This is a genomic window from Pseudomonas sp. Sample_16, assembly GCF_004307665.1.
Lineage (GTDB): Bacteria > Pseudomonadota > Gammaproteobacteria > Pseudomonadales > Pseudomonadaceae > Aquipseudomonas.
The window spans coordinates 68,330-85,921 of the sequence record NZ_RCOB01000021.1; the positions used below are offsets into that span (position 1 = coordinate 68,330).

The 17,592-nt window shown below is 58.4% G+C and carries 15 protein-coding genes; 10 read left to right on the forward strand and 5 right to left on the reverse strand.

Going from position 1 to position 17,592, the window contains the following annotated elements; all coding sequences use genetic code 11:
• Positions 1 to 50: 50 nt before the first annotated feature.
• The 4 genes from D8U69_RS02685 to D8U69_RS02700 form a co-directional block, all read right to left on the reverse strand.
• On the reverse strand, positions 51 to 1,709 hold the full coding sequence (locus D8U69_RS02685) for an arylsulfatase (protein WP_130906633.1): 1,659 nt from the start codon (positions 1,707 to 1,709) through the stop codon (positions 51 to 53).
• 344 nt (positions 1,710 to 2,053) lie between these two features.
• Positions 2,054 to 3,766 (reverse strand): arylsulfatase, encoded by a 1,713-nt coding sequence (locus D8U69_RS02690; RefSeq protein ID WP_177434466.1) that lies wholly within the window; start codon positions 3,764 to 3,766, stop codon positions 2,054 to 2,056.
• Positions 3,767 to 4,043: 277 nt separating this feature from the next.
• Positions 4,044 to 4,490, reverse strand: coding sequence for a hypothetical protein (locus tag D8U69_RS02695; protein ID WP_130904635.1), 447 nt, complete (start codon positions 4,488 to 4,490; stop codon positions 4,044 to 4,046).
• A 191-nt stretch (positions 4,491 to 4,681) separates the two neighbouring features.
• Positions 4,682 to 5,641, reverse strand: coding sequence for a LysR family transcriptional regulator (locus tag D8U69_RS02700; protein ID WP_130904634.1), 960 nt, complete (start codon positions 5,639 to 5,641; stop codon positions 4,682 to 4,684).
• 153 nt (positions 5,642 to 5,794) lie between these two features.
• On the opposite strand from D8U69_RS02700, the gene D8U69_RS02705 reads away from it, so the two are divergent.
• The 5 genes from D8U69_RS02705 (at position 5,795) to D8U69_RS02725 (ending at position 11,067) form a co-directional block, all read left to right on the forward strand.
• Positions 5,795 to 7,831, forward strand: a complete 2,037-nt coding sequence (locus D8U69_RS02705) for an alkyl sulfatase dimerization domain-containing protein (RefSeq protein ID WP_130906634.1) — start codon at positions 5,795 to 5,797, stop codon at positions 7,829 to 7,831.
• Between the two features lie 275 nt (positions 7,832 to 8,106).
• Positions 8,107 to 9,375, forward strand: a complete 1,269-nt coding sequence (locus D8U69_RS02710; RefSeq protein ID WP_130906635.1) for an outer membrane protein transport protein — start codon at positions 8,107 to 8,109, stop codon at positions 9,373 to 9,375.
• A gap of 48 nt (positions 9,376 to 9,423) precedes the next feature.
• Positions 9,424 to 10,101, forward strand: coding sequence for a DUF3313 domain-containing protein (locus D8U69_RS02715; RefSeq protein WP_130906636.1), 678 nt, complete (start codon positions 9,424 to 9,426; stop codon positions 10,099 to 10,101).
• A gap of 64 nt (positions 10,102 to 10,165) precedes the next feature.
• Complete coding sequence (locus D8U69_RS02720) at positions 10,166 to 10,594, forward strand: hypothetical protein (RefSeq protein WP_130906637.1); 429 nt, start codon at positions 10,166 to 10,168, stop codon at positions 10,592 to 10,594.
• A gap of 14 nt (positions 10,595 to 10,608) precedes the next feature.
• A complete protein-coding gene (locus D8U69_RS02725; RefSeq protein WP_056853306.1) occupies positions 10,609 to 11,067 on the forward strand; it encodes a glycine zipper 2TM domain-containing protein in 459 nt (152 codons plus the stop codon).
• 16 nt (positions 11,068 to 11,083) lie between these two features.
• Here D8U69_RS02725 and D8U69_RS02730 read toward each other — a convergent pair whose 3' ends face one another.
• Positions 11,084 to 11,959 carry a LysR substrate-binding domain-containing protein gene (locus tag D8U69_RS02730; protein ID WP_130906638.1) on the reverse strand — a complete coding sequence of 292 codons (876 nt, stop codon included), beginning with the start codon at positions 11,957 to 11,959 and terminating at the stop codon, positions 11,084 to 11,086.
• A gap of 164 nt (positions 11,960 to 12,123) precedes the next feature.
• Here D8U69_RS02730 and D8U69_RS02735 point away from each other — a divergent pair, with 164 nt between their 5' ends.
• The 5 genes from D8U69_RS02735 to D8U69_RS29695 form a co-directional block, all read left to right on the forward strand.
• The gene (locus tag D8U69_RS02735) at positions 12,124 to 13,515 is read left to right on the forward strand and encodes an FAD-dependent oxidoreductase (RefSeq protein WP_130906642.1); all 1,392 of its coding nucleotides are present in this window, start codon (positions 12,124 to 12,126) and stop codon (positions 13,513 to 13,515) included.
• A 247-nt stretch (positions 13,516 to 13,762) separates the two neighbouring features.
• On the forward strand, positions 13,763 to 14,929 hold the full coding sequence (locus tag D8U69_RS02740) for a 2-aminoethylphosphonate--pyruvate transaminase (protein ID WP_130906639.1): 1,167 nt from the start codon (positions 13,763 to 13,765) through the stop codon (positions 14,927 to 14,929).
• A gap of 271 nt (positions 14,930 to 15,200) precedes the next feature.
• Positions 15,201 to 16,541, forward strand: a complete 1,341-nt coding sequence (locus tag D8U69_RS02745; protein WP_130906640.1) for an MFS transporter — start codon at positions 15,201 to 15,203, stop codon at positions 16,539 to 16,541.
• A gap of 39 nt (positions 16,542 to 16,580) precedes the next feature.
• Positions 16,581 to 17,408 carry a phosphonoacetaldehyde hydrolase gene (gene phnX / locus D8U69_RS02750; protein ID WP_056853302.1) on the forward strand — a complete coding sequence of 276 codons (828 nt, stop codon included), beginning with the start codon at positions 16,581 to 16,583 and terminating at the stop codon, positions 17,406 to 17,408.
• Between the two features lie 75 nt (positions 17,409 to 17,483).
• Positions 17,484 to 17,592 (forward strand): hypothetical protein (locus D8U69_RS29695; RefSeq protein ID WP_241664353.1); only part of this gene is annotated, 109 nt, incomplete at its 3' end.

Sequence of the window (17,592 nt, forward strand, 5' to 3'; positions counted from 1 at the left end):
GGCCGCCCGTGGCGATCTCGGATGAGATCGCCACTTTTGCTGCAGGTTAATCAATTGCCGTTTGGCAGCGACAAGTTGATCCCTTCTTTCTTCAACGCATCACGCACGTATTGGAATTTCTGGTACTGCGACAATTCCATCGGCCCGTCGTAACCCATGCTTTGCAACTTGCGTGGTGGGTAGTCAACGTAGGTTTTCATCAGTTTCATGATCGCTGCCGAGATCGGCACCATGGTCCAGGTCCGCTCGGTGAAGTTGTTCATGAACAGGTCATAGCGCTCTTGCGGGTCTTGCCACAAGTCAAACACCTGCGGCACGGTGGCTACGTATTTTTGTGCGCCTTTCCAGCCCAGGTTCGAGTCCACGGCCAGCCCCCCTGTTTGTGCGCCATCGTCGCCTCGCAGGTTGAATACCGCTTTGTAGTTGCCGACACGCGCCGCGCCTGGGGACAGTTCATTCTCGGTAAAGTAGAACCACTCCTTGCGCGGCGAAGGTGCACTGCCGGTGAGTACTGGCGTCATGTCGTAGCTGTCGAAGATGATCGGCTGCCCCTCGCGATCTTTCTCTGGCAGTTTCACGCCAGCCACAGCGGCGAACGTCGCCATCAAATCCAGGCCGCCGAGGATCTCGTGATTTTTCGTGTTCGGCTTGATCTTGTCTGGCCAGACGGCAATCGCCGGTACGCGGTTCCCACCCTCACGCACGGTGCCCTTGGTGCCGCGGAACGGCGTGTAGCCAGCATCCGGGTAAACGTCCTGCCAGGCCCCGTTGTCAGTGGTGTAAACCACCAGCGTGTTCTTATCCAGGCCCAGCGCCTTGAGCTTGTCCATGATGCGGCCAATATGGGTATCGAGTTCGACAACCGAATCGGCATACTTGGATTTGGACATCGACTTATGAACGAACTCCGGTGCCGGCAAGTTCGGTTGGTGCACTTTCATGAAGTTAACGTTGATGAAAAACGGCTTGTCGGATTTGGCCGCCGTGTCGAGAAACTCAAGGGCAGCTTTTTCGACGTAGTTATCAAAGAACGGAATGCCGACCACGCCGGGTTTACCGTCGACCACCGGCGTGTCCACGTATTGGCCATTGACCTTGAATTCCTCTACCGCTTTTTCGCCGGCCTTGCCGGACAGCGCGCCTTTGGTCACCTTCTGGAACATCTCACGGGTCTCCGGATCCATGTCGGGGAACCACGTGGGGTCGGCGTAGGTATAGGCATTGAGATGGTACAGGCCGACGTACTTCATCACGTCATAGCCCTGGGCATTGGGCAGTGCGTAGTCGGCTTCGCCCAAGTGCCATTTGCCGGTGAAGTAGGTGTCATAGCCGCCGGTCTTCAACACGGATGCCAGCGTCCATTCGGCGGCTGGCAAGCCACCGCCCTGCCCTTGAAACGCCACGGTGGTCATGCCGCTGCGATTGGGGATGCGCCCGGTTTGCATGGCCGCCCGGCCGGGTGTGCAACTCGGCTGCGCATAGAAGGAGTAAAAGGTCACACCTTCTGCCGCCAACTCATCGATTTTCGGCGTGGGCATGCCGCGTCCAATCCCACCTCCGTACGGCCCCAGATCGCCGTAGCCAGTGTCATCGGAAACGATGAACAGGATATTGGTTTTTTCTGTTTGAGCAGCGTGGGCAAGCCCGTTCAATGACAACAGTGCAACAAACACGACAGACAACTTGAAACGATTCGATAGCTTATCCATTCCAGCAACCTCGTAGTTTCACAATGTTGGCCGGTGATAAGTGCACAACTGCATGGGTCCATGGTGCATTGACCACCGTGTAATTAGCCCAGGTACTGCATACAGAATCATCCCCCCTTGTTGCATGAGCCCGTACGATTCAAGGCGCACGAAGGAGTCTAGTGCGATTTTTTCAGCTCAGCGGGAGGCGTTTGCTCATACGTGGATTTCGCAAGGATGGCAGCGTCGATCTTTTTTGCGGGGATATCGCACAAGCGGCTCGGTGAACGGTGTCGTTCCTGGCTGAAAAAAACGGGCGCCTGTAAGAGGCGCCCGTCGTTTATGGCAACTGACTGATCACAGCGTTAATCGTGTCCGTTATGACCCTTCTGCTTCATGGCCTTGAGAATGCCGTCCAGGTTGTAGGTTTCCGGCGCCTGCATGGGCGGGAAGTCCTGGTACGACATCAGCTCCTTCTCCCAGAGCAACTGCCCGATCGGCAACATGTTCCAGTTGTAGACATAGGCATTGCCAGGGGAGCCCAAGGCGCCGCCATAACCGGTTATGGACTTCGCGTCAGCGCCGACCGTTGTTTCAAACGGGTCGCGCTTGAGGTTGAGCAGTTGGGTCCAGTGGAACGTGGTCGCGCCATACAAACCGCCTGTCGCGGTATCCGGCACCATGGTGTAGTACATCTTCCAGTTCTTGTAGCGCACCGCCGAAGGTTGCGAACCGGTGTAGTAGAAGAATGTATCGCGCGCCGATTTGTCGGTTTTCCCCGTCAGGTAGTCAGTCTGGTCCACCCCATCGAGCTTGGTCTTGACGATGCCCGGGTAGCTGCCCGCCATGATTTGCTCGTTGAGTTCATTGCCCTTCTTGCCGCCAGCGATATTGACCAGCGTCGGTACCCAGTCGAGTGAGGCAAAGATGTCAGTCAGGACGGTGCCGGGTTTGATTTTTCCAGGCCAGCGAATGACCAGTGGCGCGCGCATGCCTCCCTCCCAGGTGGTCAACTTGCCGCCCTTGAACGGGGTTGTGCCGCCGTCCGGAAAGGTAATGGTTTCCGCACCGTTATCGGTGGTGAAGACGACGATGGTGTTGTCCAACTGGCCCATGTCCTCGAGTTTCTTCAGGACATACCCAATGTTGTCATCGAGTTGCTTCATGCCGGCTTCGTTGGTGCCCCAGTCTTTTCCACCGGGCTCACCGACCATGGCGTCGTACTTGGGTGGCAGCACCGTGGTGATGTGCATGCGCGCCGGGTTGTACCAGACGAAGAAAGGTTTGTTGGTTTTCTTCGGATCGTTGCGGTCGAGGAAGTCGATGACCTTGGCGGAGATTTCTTCATCCACGGACTTCGAGCGTTCCAGCGTCAGCGGACCTTCGTCCTTGCACGTGGTGTTCTTCTGCGTACCATCACTGGAAACGCAAGACATGACCGGACGAGGTGGCGTCAGGCAGGTGCCTTCCCGCGGATCGATCGCGCCAGGCACGTCCGGCAGCCCATTGATCGGTGTGGCCTTGCACGGTGGTGCGATGCCCTGCACTTGCGGCGTCTTGTTGATGTCGACAAAACTCACGCCCTGCATCGCGTCGAGGTGATAGAGATAACCCCAGAACTCCTGGAAACCATGGGATGTGGGCAGTGCTTCGAAGTTATCACCGAGGTGATTCTTGCCGAACTCACCGGTTGTATAGCCCAGGTCCAGCAAAAACTTCGACAGTGCAGGTGTGCCTGGCCGCAGCCAGGACGGACTGCCGGGCAGTTGCGGCGGAATCATCCCGGTACGCAGCGGGTGCATCCCGGTAAAGAAAGCGTTACGTCCTGCCGTACAACTCTGCTCGGCATAGTAGGTCATGAACTTCGCACCTTCCTGGGCGATGCGATCGATGTTCGGCGTCTCACCGACCGCCAGACCCTGGTGATAGATGCTCGGCTGCATCCAGCCGATGTCGTCGGCCATGATGAATACGATATTGGGTTTCTGATCGGCAGCTTGAATCACTGTCGACAGGCTGGCGCCTGCTGCCAGACTGCTCAACGCCAATCCCGTCAGTACAAGTTTTCTGAGCTTCATGAATTTGATCCTCTCGCAGTTGATTCACAGAACTACCCGTCTCGGATACGTCGTGCTCTCATCTCTCAAGGCTCAAAAACTGCAACTACCCCAATCCCTGTACCGACGGTCATCCGCCTTTCGTGTGGGACTCTTAATAAATTGAGCTTTGACCGTAATGGCTTGTGGCTCTTGCCTTGTACATACCCAATTCAGCCCCTGCCACTAACAGGAGAGTGAGTATAGACGCGCATTTACCAAGTGCCGGCCGCAAAGGCGCGTCAGGGTTCAGGTCATTTCACCGCTTTGCCTGGGCGACATCGCCGCAAAAGATATCGACGTTGCCGTCCTCGGGCGAAGTTCGTACGACGACGGAATATTGCCCGGACAGCAACTCTGATGTTGCGATAGGCGCATTACGGTAAAAACTCCACCCGTTGGACCCGGCTTCGTTTTTTGTATTGACCTTATCGTTCATGGCGTAGGCCACTGGCCCGGGTTTCTGGCAACTGCCTTTATTGATGAAGGTGTAAATGCGCGGTGGCAGAATCGTTCCGTCCGGAACACCCGAGATAAAGAAATCGAAGTTGGTTTGATTGCCCTCGGGGGTCAACGTGGCGTTGCCGGTATGTCCGACATTGGCGTGGGTGGCCGCCAGAGGCAAATTCATGGAGTGGTTTGAAGCGGTACTGCAACCGAACAGACTTGCCACGAGAAGCGCTAACGGGACGCTGCGAATATTCATAAACAACCTCCAAAAGTGGAAGAAGTGCATGGGGGGAACATTGGGTATAGCTCATAAATAAATGGGCGGTTCTCAATAAATCCGCGTCGTGAAACTTAACTTCCGTCACTCACTGCCCCGGACGGAAAATGGAAGAATCGCAGGTAGCGACCGCCACTCTCAAGCGAAGGCTCTGCGACGGGCATTCGGACTCACGCCTGCATGATCTTGATCAACAGACTTTCACGCTGACGAACATCGGCCTCCACTTCCCTGACTTCGTTCATGTACACCTCTACCGCAGGCGGCAGCGAGCGCTCCTTGAGATGAATAAAGCCGTAGCGCGTACGCAGTGCGAGGTCTTGAACCGGTAACGGCACGATTTCGCCTGCGTTGAGTTCGCGCTCGAACGTCGACAGATTCCCCAGCGTCAGGGCATTGCTGTGCTCGACGAATTGGACGATTTGCATGGGCACATCAATTTCGATTGCCGGAACGAAGTCCCCGGTCAGCGCATCATAGGCACCCGCACAACCGAGGGTTGCCGGAAGCAAGTGGGTCGCCAATCGCAAGGGAATGCGCGATGCCACCCACGGGTAATCGAGCGTTTGCGCAAGGGTCACGCGGCGGTTTTGTGCCAGCAGCGGATGATCGGGGCGACAAAACAGCCGGCCCTCGTGCTCGCCCAACAATTGACAGGTGAGTTCTTCCCGGCCTTGCAGCGTACTGATTTCAGCGATGCCCAGGTCGACCACGCCTGTCAGCACTTGATGCGCCACCTCGCGCCACCCGGCGACATGGGCCGTCACTTTGATTTGCGGATGGCGGGCATGCATCCGCGCAATGGCGGCATAGCCGCTGATGACGCTGGGGTAAGGGCCAAAAGCGACTTTCAGCGCGCCGATGTCCCCGCCCGCGAGCAAGGCGATGTCGCGCCGCAGATCCTGCTCAGCCACCAACAAGCGCTGGCTCTTCTCCCGCAGCAAATGACCAAATGCGGTCAATGCCACGCCATCGCTGCGACGATCGAACAACGTGACGCCCAGTTCGCGCTCAAGCAACTGAATGCTTTTGCTCAACGCCGGCTGAGAAACACCCAGCGCCTTTGCCGCGCGGCCAAAGTGGGCGTGTTCGATCAATGCCAGAAACTGGCGTAAACGGGTGGGCGTCATCTCATAACCTTTATGCTATCGAAACGCGTTAAACAGGAATTTTTTGGAATCAAATGAATATGCTATTCATGGTTCGGCTGGTCAAGCTGACAACGCAGAACACTCGCGTTGCCTTGACGCCCTTGAACACTTCATCTGGCGCAGGAACCTTTCATGTACAACAAGACCCTCCATCTGGCACTGGCGATCACACTTGGCGGTGGCATCAGCCCTTGCGTTTTCGCTGCCGATGCAAACGGCGCAGCTTCCGATCCGGCTCCATCGCAAAACGTGCACTTCGACAGCAAGGGCAAGGCGCCTTCGTCCTACACGGTCGACATGCAAAACACTGTGCGCAAGACACTCCCCTTTGCAGACAAGCGCGACCTTGAAGAAGCGAAAAAAGGCTTCATCGCCGCACCGCCCTACAAGAAGATCATGGCCGACGCCGGGAACGTCGCGTGGAACATGGGGAGCTACAACTTCCTGAATGAAGGCAAGGATTACGACAGCATCAATCCGTCGCTGCAGCGTCAGGCGGTGCTCAATACGGCCTATGGCCTCTATGAAGTCGTGCCGGACAAGATTTACCAGGTGCGCGGGTTTGACCTGGCCAATATCACCTTCATCAAGGGCGACACCGGATGGATTGTCTTCGACACGCTGTTGTCGAAGGAAACCGCCAGGGCCGCCCTGGACTTCATCAACGAAAAACTGGGCAAGCGCCCGGTCGTAGCGGTGGTGATCTCCCACTCCCATGCCGATCACTTTGGCGGAATCCGCGGCGTGGTCGACGAGGCCGATGTCCGCAGCGGCAAGATCCCGCTGATTGCGCCGCAAGGTTTCATGGAGCATGCCGTGGCTGAAAACGTCTACGCCGGCAACGCCATGAACCGGCGGGCGTTCTTGCAATATGGTTTGCTGTTGCCGCACAGCCCCTATGGTCATGTCGACATGGCCATTGGTAAAAACACTTCCAGTGGCAACATGGGCCTGATCGAACCTAATCGCTTTATTACCAAAGATTTCGAAACCCTGACCATCGACGGTGTGGAGATGGAATTCCAGAGCACGCCAGGCACTGAAGCGCCCGCCGAGATGAACACCTGGTTCCCACAGTTCAAGGCGTTCTGGGCAGCCGAGAACATCACTGGCACCATCCATAACATCTATACCCTGCGCGGCGCCCTTGTCCGCGACCCGCTGGTCTGGTCGAAGAACATCAACAATGCCCTGTATCGCTACGGTCAAACGGCAGACGTCATGTTCGCCTCCCACAGTTGGCCACGCTGGGGCAATGAGCGGATTCAGGATGTGATGCGCGCGCAACGCGATGCCTATGCAAACCTGAACAACGCCGTGCTGCATGCCGCCAACCAGGGCGTCACCATCAACGAGATTCAAAACGTCTACAAATTGCCCGAAAGCCTGAAAAATAACTGGGCGACCCATAGCTACCACGGCTCGGAAGAACACAACAGTCGCGCCGTGATCAACCGCTACCTGGGTTACTGGGATGCCAATCCGGCGACGTTGATGCCACTGTCGCCCAAGGACTCGGCCCCGCTGTACGTGGAAATGATGGGCGGCGCCGACAAGATCATGAGCAAGGGACAATCCTTGTTCGATCAGGGCAAGTACCGCGAAGCGTATGAAATCCTCAACAAGCTGGTGTATGCCGAACCGCAGAACAGCAAGGCCAAGGACCTGCTGGCGGACGTCTATGAGCAAGTCGGTTATCAGAAGGAAAGTGCCGGTGTGCGCAACAGTTTCCTTTCGGCAGCGTATGAACTGCGCCATGGCATGCCCAAGGGCGTGCCGCCAAAAACCGGCGGCGCGGACATGATCCGCGGCATGAGCACCGAGTTATGGCTGGAGTACCTGGGCATTGCCCTGGATGGCAGCAAAGTGGCGGATCAGCACTTCACTTTCAATCTCAAGACACCGGATAACGGCGAGCAATTTGTCGTGGAATTGAGCAACTCGACGCTGACCAATATCAAGGGGCAACAAGCCAGCAAACCTGATCTCACCATCACCGTCGACCGAGCTGATCTGGAAGGTGTCATGGCCAGGAAAACCGGATTCGATCAACTTGTTGCAGCCGGCAAAGCCACTTTCGAAGGCGATCGTAAACCCTTCGAACTGTTGATGTCGGCCATCACTCCGTTCACGCCGACGTTTGAACTCCTGCCGGGTACTCGTCAGTAAGTTGTAAGAAATAGCGTTTCATCCTGCCCAGGGTGAAGCGCTTTCGTACTCGACCGTAACTATGGCCTAACTTGGTCCGCCTTACTTGAAAAGCCAGACATCGGACTTTCATGATGCGGCGCGAGCAACTTTATTCGTCCCTTGCCCCTTCCAATGTCACGAATATGAACTAACACTTATGAGTGATCGAATCGCGCTGATTCAATGCAGTTAAAGTTATTCGACATTTGCTATTAGCCTTATTTCGAAAATGCACACTTGCCGGGATCTAATCCATGCAAACAAGAACAGGTGCAATGCCCGCCTTCACGTTACTGGCCCTGTGCAGTCAACAAGCCTGGGCCGGCGGTATCATGCTCTACGAAATCGGCACCGATAACGCCGGGTTGGCCAACGCCGGTGCCGCCGCCCGCGCGCAAGGCCCTTCGACAATTGCCAGCAACCCGGCGGGGCTGAGCTACCTGCCCGGCACGCAGATCACCGGTGGTTTGCAGGTGCTGTATGGCGACCTGAGCTTCGATCGCGATGCCGACACCAATGTGTCTGGCAGCGGCAGCGGCAATGGCCTTGATCCGATTCCCGGCGGCAGTTTTTTCATCAGTCATGAACTGGATGATCATTGGAGCGTCGGTTTCGGCCAGTACGCCGACTTCGGCCTGGCGGTCAACTACGACAACGAATGGTCCGGACGCTACTTCGCGCAGAACGCCAGCATCGGTGGATTGTCGCTGGTGCCCAGCGTGGCCTATCGCTTTAACGAGCAGTGGTCGGTCGGGGTGGGCGTAAAAGCCATGTACGGCATGTTGCAGGCACAAACCGCCATCGACCGTTCGCCGTTCGGCTTTACCGACCGCGGCGACGGCCAGTTCAAATACAAGGACAACGATTGGGGGTTCGGCGCCAATGTCGGGGTGATCTACGCACCGCAAACCGGCACCCGCATCGGCCTGACCTACACCAGCAAAGTCGATCTGGATTTCGAAGACGGGCTGGATGTGAAAGGTAACGGTCCGGCACTGGATCGCCTCAACGGCCTGAACACCCAACTCGACGTGACCGTGCCACAGACAGTCACCCTGAGCCTGTTCCAGCAACTCGACCGGCAGTGGGCCTTGCTCGCATCGGTCAACTGGCAGGATTGGTCAGAGTTCGGCGACATCGCCGTGCAGGTCGACACCACGGCACTCGGCGCCCAGTCAACCACGGTCGACGCCGACTTCAAGGACACCTGGCACCTGTCGCTCGGGGCGCAATACCAGGCAACGCCACAATGGCTGTGGAACGTCGGCGTGGCTTACGACAGCAGCGCCGTGTCCGACAACAAGCGCACCGTGACGGTACCGATGGCCGAATCCTGGCGCTTCGCGACAGGCGCCACCTATGCACTGAACAAGGACACCGACGTCAACGTCAGCTGGGCCATGATCTGGATCGGCGACATGCCGGTGGACCAGACCAAAAACGTTTCGGGCAATCGAATTTCCGGTCAATTCGACAGCGCCTGGATTCAAGCCGTGACCGGGAACATGACCTGGCGCTTTTGAGTGTCTCGCCACCCCCAAAGCGACTTCTTCCGAGGAGCACATCGCATCATGAATCTGTCCCGAAACTGGCTCATCGGTGCCACCGTGGCCGGGCTTCTGCTCGGCGGTTGCACTTCCAAAGTCACCGAGAAAGAGCAGTACTCCGGCTATCTGTCCAGCTACGACAACCTGCAGGAAGTCGCTACGCCCAGCGGCGGCACGGCGATGCGTTGGGTGAGCCCGTCGTGGAATCCCGATGCCTACAACACCATTGCGTTCGAGCGGCTGGAACTGTATCCGGCGCCCAAGCCCAATGAGCGGGTCAACCAACAGACCCTCGATGACATCCGCAACTACATGAACACCCAGGTCAAAGCGACACTGGGGCAGAAATACCGGATGGTCTCGCGTTCCAGTGCGGCGCCGAAAGGTTCGAAAACCTTGATCATGCGTGCGGCGATCACCGGGGTAAGCGCGTCGAATGAAGGCATGAAATGGTATGAAGTGGTGCCCATCGCCGCCGTCGTCGGTGCGACACAGGCTGCGACCGGTCACCGCGATCAGGACACTGAACTGTATATCGAGGCCGAACTCATCGACGAGAAAAACAACCAGACCGTGGTCAGGGTCGTGCGCAAGGTTTTCGGCAAGCAGCTTTCCAACGAGAGCCAGAAAATCACCGCGCAGGATTTCAAGGCCGCTATCGACAAGTTGAACGCCGATCTTTGGGCATTCATCCGCAGTTGAACCATGATCCAATCGCCAACAGGCGTTGGCGGTTCAATCGCTCCCCGGTAGAGGAATGGCTCCCATGGCTAACCCTGTATTGCTTCGACTTTCGAGTTCGCACAGACCCTTACTTTTCGCAGCGCTCATCGTCAGCGCCCTTGCGTTAAATGCCTGCGCCACAGTGGATGCGCAGACCACCGCCTACGTCGGGGTCGAACACCCCGCGCCGACCCTGCCCAGCGAAGTGCAGATATTACGCACCGAGCCAACGCGACCCAGTGTGCGCTTGGGCGAAATCCTGATCGATGCCAGCATCGATCCGGCGCCGCCCATCACCCAGGTCGAACAGAAGCTGCGCGAAGAAGGCGCCAAACTGGGCGCAGATGCAGTGGTAGTGGTTTATGACCAGATCCAACCCGTCGCCGCCTATGTGACCGGCCCTCTGTGGAGCCGCGACATCGATACGATTCAGGGCCGCAAACTCAAAGGCATTGCCATCAAATACCAATGACGAGGAGCACAGCAATGAAAGCAATCATGTCCTGGCTGACGGTCACATTGACGGCGATCTTGATCAGCGGCTGTTCCGCCGTGGGGTCGAATGAGGGCGGCGCGGGTGAAATGGAAATTCGCTCGGGCAAGATCGAGCAGATATCGCTGACCCAGATGCAGACCAATCACGACAGTGGCGTCGGCGCCGTTCTCGGTGGTCTCGGCGGTCTCGGTATCGGTAGCCTGATCGGCAGTGGCACCGGACGCGACGTCGCGATGGTTGCCGGTGCCCTTGCCGGTGCGGTAGGCGGCAACTATGCAGAGAAGAAAAAGTACGATCAGCCGGTCGCCGCGCAACAGATCATCGTGCGGGTGAAAAGTGGAGTGCTGGTATCGGTGACCCAGCCGATCAATCCGGCCCTGAACAAAGGCATGAACGTCTACATCGAAGGCTCCGGCAACAATGCCCGAGTAATGCCGCAAGGGGGTTAGTTTGCGGCGGTGAACATCAGTCGGCCAAGCCTTCTCTAACCATGTCCAGAAAGGTCGTCAAAATACGCCGCGAGCTCTGTGCTCGCAGGCACACCAATGTCTCGGTGAAATGCCGCTGACAGTCGGCGATCGGCAAGCCGCGAAGCCGTGAATCCGAGCCCAACTCGGCCGCGGAGACCACACCGACCCCCATGCCGATCGCCACCGCCTCGCGCGCAGCTTCACGCCCCTCCACTTCGATGGCCTTGCAGATTTGCAGACCCGCCGCGGCCATCTCCTCCTCCAGGGATAAGCGCGTGACCGAGCCCTGTTCACGCAGGACCATGGGCGTGTTGTCCAGGTCGGCCAGGCAGATGGAGTCACGTTGCGCCCAGGGATGGTCATGGGCGACGAAGGCGAGCATGGGATCGCTGCGCAGGTGCAACGTCAGCAGCCGGTCGTCTTCGATGCTGCGTCCCAGCAAGGCAATGTCGGCCTGGTGGCTGAACAACCGCTGCAACACCTCATCGGTGTTGGCGGTTTCGATCTTCACGTCGAGGCCGGGGTAACGCCTGCAGAAACGTGAAACGTAGGGCAGGACATGCACCGGCGCATCCACGGCCAGATTCAGTGTGCCCGTCGACAGCGTCCGATAGTCCGTCAGCATGTCGTGGGCATCGATACTGATATCGAACAGGCGCTGGGTCAGGCCAAACAACCGCTCGCCGACTTCGGTCAAGCGCACCAGGCGCTTGTCGCGATAGAACACCATCACGCCGTAGTAATCCTCAAGCTTGCGCACCTGGTCGGATACCGCGGGTTGCGACAGGCAGAGTTGTTCCGCTGCCCGGGTAAAGCTGCCGTTCATGGCAACGGCGTGAAACGCCTTGAGCTGGGTATGGGAAATCATCATCGGCGCACCTCGCTATAGGTTCAGCTTATTCGTCCATACGTTAAATCGATTTTATTTATGAACGATGAACTGCAAGCATGATTTTCACAAGTGCCGCCCCTCGTACTCATCAGGAATGCTCTATGGAAACTGAACGTTTCGCCGTGGCCAAACGAGATGACCTCATGCGCCCCTACTGGCTGGACCAGGCCCTGAAGAATCAACCCGCTACGCCCTGCCCTGCGCTGCAACAGGACACCCGCGCCGACGTCTGTATCGTCGGCGGCGGCTATACCGGTCTGTGGACCGCCATCATGCTCAAGGAACAGAATCCCGAACTGGACGTGGTCATTGTCGAAGCCGATATCTGCGGTGCCGGTGCCAGCGGGCGCAACGGCGGCTGCGCGCTGTCCTGGTCGGCCAAGTACTTCACTCTTGAGCGCTTGTTCGGCGTCAACGAGGCAATCCGCCTGGTCAAGGAGTCTGAGCAGAGCATCTACGCCATCGGTACCTTTTGCGAAAGGTATGCGGTGGATGCCGACTACCGTCTCGACGGCACGCTCTACACGGCGACCAACCGCGCTCAGGTCGGCTCGACCGACGGGGTCATCGCGGCGCTGGAGCGCCATGGCATCAACTCTTTCTCCAAATGCGCGCTACCTGTGGTGCAACGCATGGCCGGCTCGGTCCGGCACATCGAGGGCTGGTTCTCGCCGGCGGCTGCCAGTGTGCAGCCAGGCAAACTGGTCCGTGGACTGCGCCGAGTGGCTCTGGAACTGGGCGTACGGATTTTCGAGGGCACGCCGATGACCGGGCTGGAAGAAGGCATGCCCGCTGTCGTCAATACACCGAACGGCAAAGTGACCTGTGACCGGGTCGTGCTGGCAATGAACGCCTGGATGGCCCGCGCCTTTGCGCAGTTCTCGCGTTCGGTGGCGATCGTCTCCAGTGACATGATCATCACCGAGCCGCGACCCGACTTGCTCGAACGGATCGGTCTGACCAGCGGGGTCACCGTACTCGACTCGCGGATTTTCGTGCACTACTACCACAACACCCCGGACGGCCGGATCATGCTCGGTAAAGGCGGCAACACCTTTGCCTACGGCGGTCGCATCCTGCCGGTTTTCGACCAGCCCTCGCCCTACGCCGGGCTGTTGCGCAACACGCTGACGGAGTTCTTTCCGGACTTCGCCGATGTTGGTATCGCCGCCACCTGGAACGGCCCCTCCGATCGCTCGGTCACCGGCCTGCCTTTCTTCGGCCGCATGGGCGCGGGCGGCAACATCTTCTACGGTTTCGGTTACTCCGGCAGCGGCGTCGGACCGTGCCATATGGGTGGCCAGATCCTTTCGTCACTGGTGCTGGGCCTGGACAATCCCTGGACGCGCTCGCCGCTGGTGCAGGGCCCGCTGGGGTATTTCCCGCCAGAGCCGATCCGCTACCTGGGTTCACTGATGGTGCGTAACGCCATTCGCCGCAAAGAACACGCCGAGGACCGCAACCGGCCTCCCCGCCGACTCGATGTGCGCCTGGCAAAATTCGCGGCAGCCGCCGGCAAGGCAGACAAGGGCTGAGTCCCGCCCCCCCAAAACGCTGATCCTTGACCACAAAGAACCCCGCCCGGGATTCACCGCGCGGGGTTTTGCGCTGCTTGAAAATTGCTTCGGCAGATGAGCCGACCCTGCTCAGGCCTCATGCACTCCAACTTATAAGCTCAGCTTGTTTGTGACATGCGATAAATCGATTTCAGTTATTTCTTGCCAAATGTTTTTATCAATCCATGCATCACTCCCCACAAAAACAACATCGCCGGAGAAGATCATGACCAAAGCCCAATTCCCGACAACCCAGCCACTGGCAAGCCCTGCCCTGGGTGAACCCTACCTGCTGACGCCAGGCCCGCTGACCACCTCGAAAGCCACCAAGGAAGCCATGCTTCGGGACTGGGGGTCATGGGACGGTGCCTTCAATAAGGTCACCGCGCAAGTTCGCCAGCAATTGCTCAGCATGGCTGGCGTAGAGGATGACAGCTTCGCCTGCGTGCCACTGCAAGGCAGCGGCAGCTACTCGGTCGAGGCCGCTTTGGCCACCGCCATCCCCCGTGACGGCAAGGCCCTGGTGCTGATGAATGGCGCCTACGGCCAGCGCGCCACCAAGACCCTGGAATACCTCGGTCGCGCATTCATTACCCTGGACAAGGGCGATTACCTGCCGCCCCAACCCGAAGAAGTGGACGCCCTGCTCAAGGCCAACCCAGACGTCACCAACGTCTTCGTGGTCCATTGCGAAACCAGCTCCGGCATCCTCAACCCGCTGCGTGAAATTGCCGGTGTGGTGAAGGCCCACGGCAAGAGTCTGATTATCGATGCCATGAGTTCCTTCGGTGCCGTGCCGCTGACGGTGAACGACATAACTTTCGACGTGGTGGTGTCTTCGGCCAACAAATGCATCGAGGGCATCCCGGGCTTCGGTTTCGTGATCATCCGCCGGTCCGTGCTGGAAGCCGCCAAAGGCCGCGCCAATTCGCTGTCCCTCGATCTCTACGAACAATGGGCCTACATGGAGCGCACCGGCCAATGGCGCTTCACACCACCGACCCACAGTGTGGTGGCGTTCCACAAAGCACTGGAACAGCACAGCGACGAAGGTGGCGTGCACGGCCGGTTGGCGCGCTACACCCGCAACCGCGATGTACTCGTTGCCGGCATGCGCGAACTGGGCTTCAAGACGCTGCTGGAAGACCGTTGGCTGTCGCCGATCATCACCACGTTCTTCAGCCCTGAACATCCCAACTTCGATTTCACGCGTTTCTACGAAGAACTCAAGGCCCGGCAGTTCATCATCTACCCCGGCAAATTGACCGTTGCCGAGAGTTTCCGCATCGGCTGCATCGGCCAGATCGACGAATACATCGTCCACCAGTTGCTTCGCGCTATCGCTGACTGTCTTGCCGCCATGGACGTAGACATTCTGAAGCCCGCGGCCTGAGCGCTTTAAGGTCTCTGCCAATTCGAGCACAGGTGCAATGGGTAGCACCTGGGGGCAGGGATCTTTTTTAAACCATGGATTCGGTGGCGAATCGCTCGGCAGTGCCGGGCAGGAGTCAGCGACCACAGTCATTCATAACGTTTAAAGCCTGATGCCATTCTCACGGCCATCGGATCGATGGCGTGCGTCTGGACAGACTTGTGCACCGAAAACAAAAACAAAAACCGACCTAATTTGCGCTGTCTGGCACCACATACGGGATCAGAACACCATGACGAACACGACAAGCCCTCTCGCAACAGGCTGGAAATCCATCCAGCGTTGGCGCGTGCAGATTTTCCTGATCACCTGGGTGGCGTATGCCGCCTTCTACTTCACTCGCAAAGCGTTCTCCGTCGCCAAGCTGGGTATTGGCGAAGACCCGGACTTCATGCTCGAAAAGTCCATGATGGCCAATCTCGACGCCCTCTACCTGATCGCCTATGCCGTGGGTCAGTTCCTCTGGGGCAATTTCGCTGACCGCTTCGGGCCCAGGGTCGTGGTACTTAGCGGCCTGGTCATCTCGGCCCTGGCGGCGCTGCTCATGGGCACCTACGCCACCTTGCCGATTTTCGTCTCCTGCATGTTGGTACAGGGGCTTGCGCAGTCCACCGGTTGGTCAGGCCTGTGCAAGAACGTCGGCAGTTTCTTCAGCACTGGCGAACGTGGCCGTGTACTGGGTTACTGGTGCACCTGCTACGCCTTCGGCGGTCTGGTCGCCACGCCGTTTGCCGGCTGGTGGGCTTATCAGGCCTATCACGACTGGCGCATCGCGTTCATCAGCAGTGCCCTTGTCGTGCTGGTGGTGGCGGTGTTGTTCTATTTCCTGCAACGCAACCGTCCGGAAGACGTGGGCCTGCCTGCTGTCGAAATCGAGATCGAACCCGTCAGCGGCGTCGTGGTTCCCCGCGAAAGCATGTGGGCCGGTTTACGGACCGTGATGAAAAATCGCACCGTCCTGATTCTCGGCCTGGCCTACTTCATGCTCAAGCCCGCGCGCTACGCCATCCTGCTGTGGGGCCCGGTGATCATCTACGAACGCATGCCCGAGATCGGCAAGGTTGCATCGGCCATCGTTCCCACTGCGTTTGAACTGGCAGGTCTGGTAGGCCCCATCCTCATCGGTATCGCATCGGACAAATACTTCGGCGCTCGCCGTATACCGGCCTGCGTGCTCAGCCTGGTGGTCCTCACTGTCTGCCTGGGACTGTTCGTTCCCGCGATGCAAAGCGGCAGTCTGTACATGGTGGTCGGCCTGCTGTTCATGATGGGCCTGACGCTTTACGGGCCGGACTCGATGATCAGCGGCTCGGCGGCCATCGATTTCGGCAGCAAGGACGGGGCTGCCTCCGCCGCGGGCTTCGTCAACGGCTGTGGTTCGGTGGGTGCGGTCCTTGGCGGCCTGCTGCCGGGTTACTTCGACACCATCACCGTGTTCCTGGTGTTCACCGGTGCAGCACTGCTGGCCAGCCTGATGTTGGTGCCCTTCTGGAACAGCCGGCCGAAAACACTGGAAAACCCGCTGCTGGTATCGACCCCGGTACAACCGGTCATTGTCAGCACCACACCCTGAATTCGTACTACTCACTTACCTTTCCAAGGAGCAATCATCATGCAATACCAACAACCTTCCCACCTGCAAGCCGTGGTTCTGGACTGGGCGGGCACCGTCGTTGATTTCGGTTCCTTTGCCCCCACGCAGATTTTTGTCGAAGCCTTCGCCGAGTTTGGCGTAGCCGTCTCTCTGGCAGAAGCCCGTGGCCCCATGGGCATGGGTAAATGGGATCACATTCGCACGCTGTGCAACGAGCCCGAGATTGCCGAACGCTATCGCGCGGCGTTCGGTCGCTTGCCGACCGACGATGATGTCACTGCCCTTTATGAGCGTTTCATGCCCTTGCAGATCGAAAAGATCGCCCTGCACTCGGCGCTGATTCCCGGTGCCCTCAGTACGATCGATGCCTTGCGCGACAAGGGCCTGAAAATCGGTTCGTGCTCCGGTTATCCGGCTGTGGTCATGGAAAAAGTCGTCGAGCTGGCACGCCAGAACGGTTATGTCGCCGACCACGTCGTGGCGACTGACGAAGTGCCCAATGGCCGCCCTCACCCGGCCCAGGCACTGGCCAACGTAATCGCGTTGGGGATCAGCGATGTGGCGGCTTGCGTCAAGGTCGACGACACCTGGCCAGGCATTCTCGAAGGCCGCAGCGCCGGCATGTGGACGGTTGCCTTGACCTGCTCCGGCAACGCACTGGGCCTGACCTATGACCAGTTCAGGGACTTGCCCTCGGACAAGCTGGCCGAGGAACGCGCGCGCATCATCAAAATGTTCGAAGGCTCGCGCCCGCACTACGTGATCGACACCATCGTCGATTTACCAGCGGTCATTGAAGACATCAATGCGCGCCTGGCTCGTGGCGAAACCCCTCAGGGTTGCTGACCCGTTGCCGTTTGTGCTCCTGACAGTGGCCGTCCCCGGGACGGTCACACCCAAAAACAACAAGAGAACCCGATCATGATCTACGCCCATCCAGGCACTCCCGGTGCCATTGTTTCCTTCAAGTCGCGCTACGGTAACTACATCGGCGGCGAGTTCGTCGCGCCTGTCAAAGGTCAGTACTTCA

What these genes read in the sequence shown, in the direction of transcription:
- D8U69_RS02685 (WP_130906633.1), bottom strand. Translation starts at nt 1,709, where the DNA reads ATGGATAAGCTATCGAATCGTTTCAAGTTGTCTGTCGTGTTTGTTGCA.
- D8U69_RS02690 (WP_177434466.1), bottom strand. Translation starts at nt 3,766, where the DNA reads ATGAAGCTCAGAAAACTTGTACTGACGGGATTGGCGTTGAGCAGTCTG.
- D8U69_RS02695 (WP_130904635.1), bottom strand. Translation starts at nt 4,490, where the DNA reads ATGAATATTCGCAGCGTCCCGTTAGCGCTTCTCGTGGCAAGTCTGTTC.
- D8U69_RS02700 (WP_130904634.1), bottom strand. Translation starts at nt 5,641, where the DNA reads ATGACGCCCACCCGTTTACGCCAGTTTCTGGCATTGATCGAACACGCC.
- D8U69_RS02705 (WP_130906634.1), top strand. Translation starts at nt 5,795, where the DNA reads ATGTACAACAAGACCCTCCATCTGGCACTGGCGATCACACTTGGCGGT.
- D8U69_RS02710 (WP_130906635.1), top strand. Translation starts at nt 8,107, where the DNA reads ATGCAAACAAGAACAGGTGCAATGCCCGCCTTCACGTTACTGGCCCTG.
- D8U69_RS02715 (WP_130906636.1), top strand. Translation starts at nt 9,424, where the DNA reads ATGAATCTGTCCCGAAACTGGCTCATCGGTGCCACCGTGGCCGGGCTT.
- D8U69_RS02720 (WP_130906637.1), top strand. Translation starts at nt 10,166, where the DNA reads ATGGCTAACCCTGTATTGCTTCGACTTTCGAGTTCGCACAGACCCTTA.
- D8U69_RS02725 (WP_056853306.1), top strand. Translation starts at nt 10,609, where the DNA reads ATGAAAGCAATCATGTCCTGGCTGACGGTCACATTGACGGCGATCTTG.
- D8U69_RS02730 (WP_130906638.1), bottom strand. Translation starts at nt 11,959, where the DNA reads ATGATGATTTCCCATACCCAGCTCAAGGCGTTTCACGCCGTTGCCATG.
- D8U69_RS02735 (WP_130906642.1), top strand. Translation starts at nt 12,124, where the DNA reads ATGCGCCCCTACTGGCTGGACCAGGCCCTGAAGAATCAACCCGCTACG.
- D8U69_RS02740 (WP_130906639.1), top strand. Translation starts at nt 13,763, where the DNA reads ATGACCAAAGCCCAATTCCCGACAACCCAGCCACTGGCAAGCCCTGCC.
- D8U69_RS02745 (WP_130906640.1), top strand. Translation starts at nt 15,201, where the DNA reads ATGACGAACACGACAAGCCCTCTCGCAACAGGCTGGAAATCCATCCAG.
- phnX (WP_056853302.1), top strand. Translation starts at nt 16,581, where the DNA reads ATGCAATACCAACAACCTTCCCACCTGCAAGCCGTGGTTCTGGACTGG.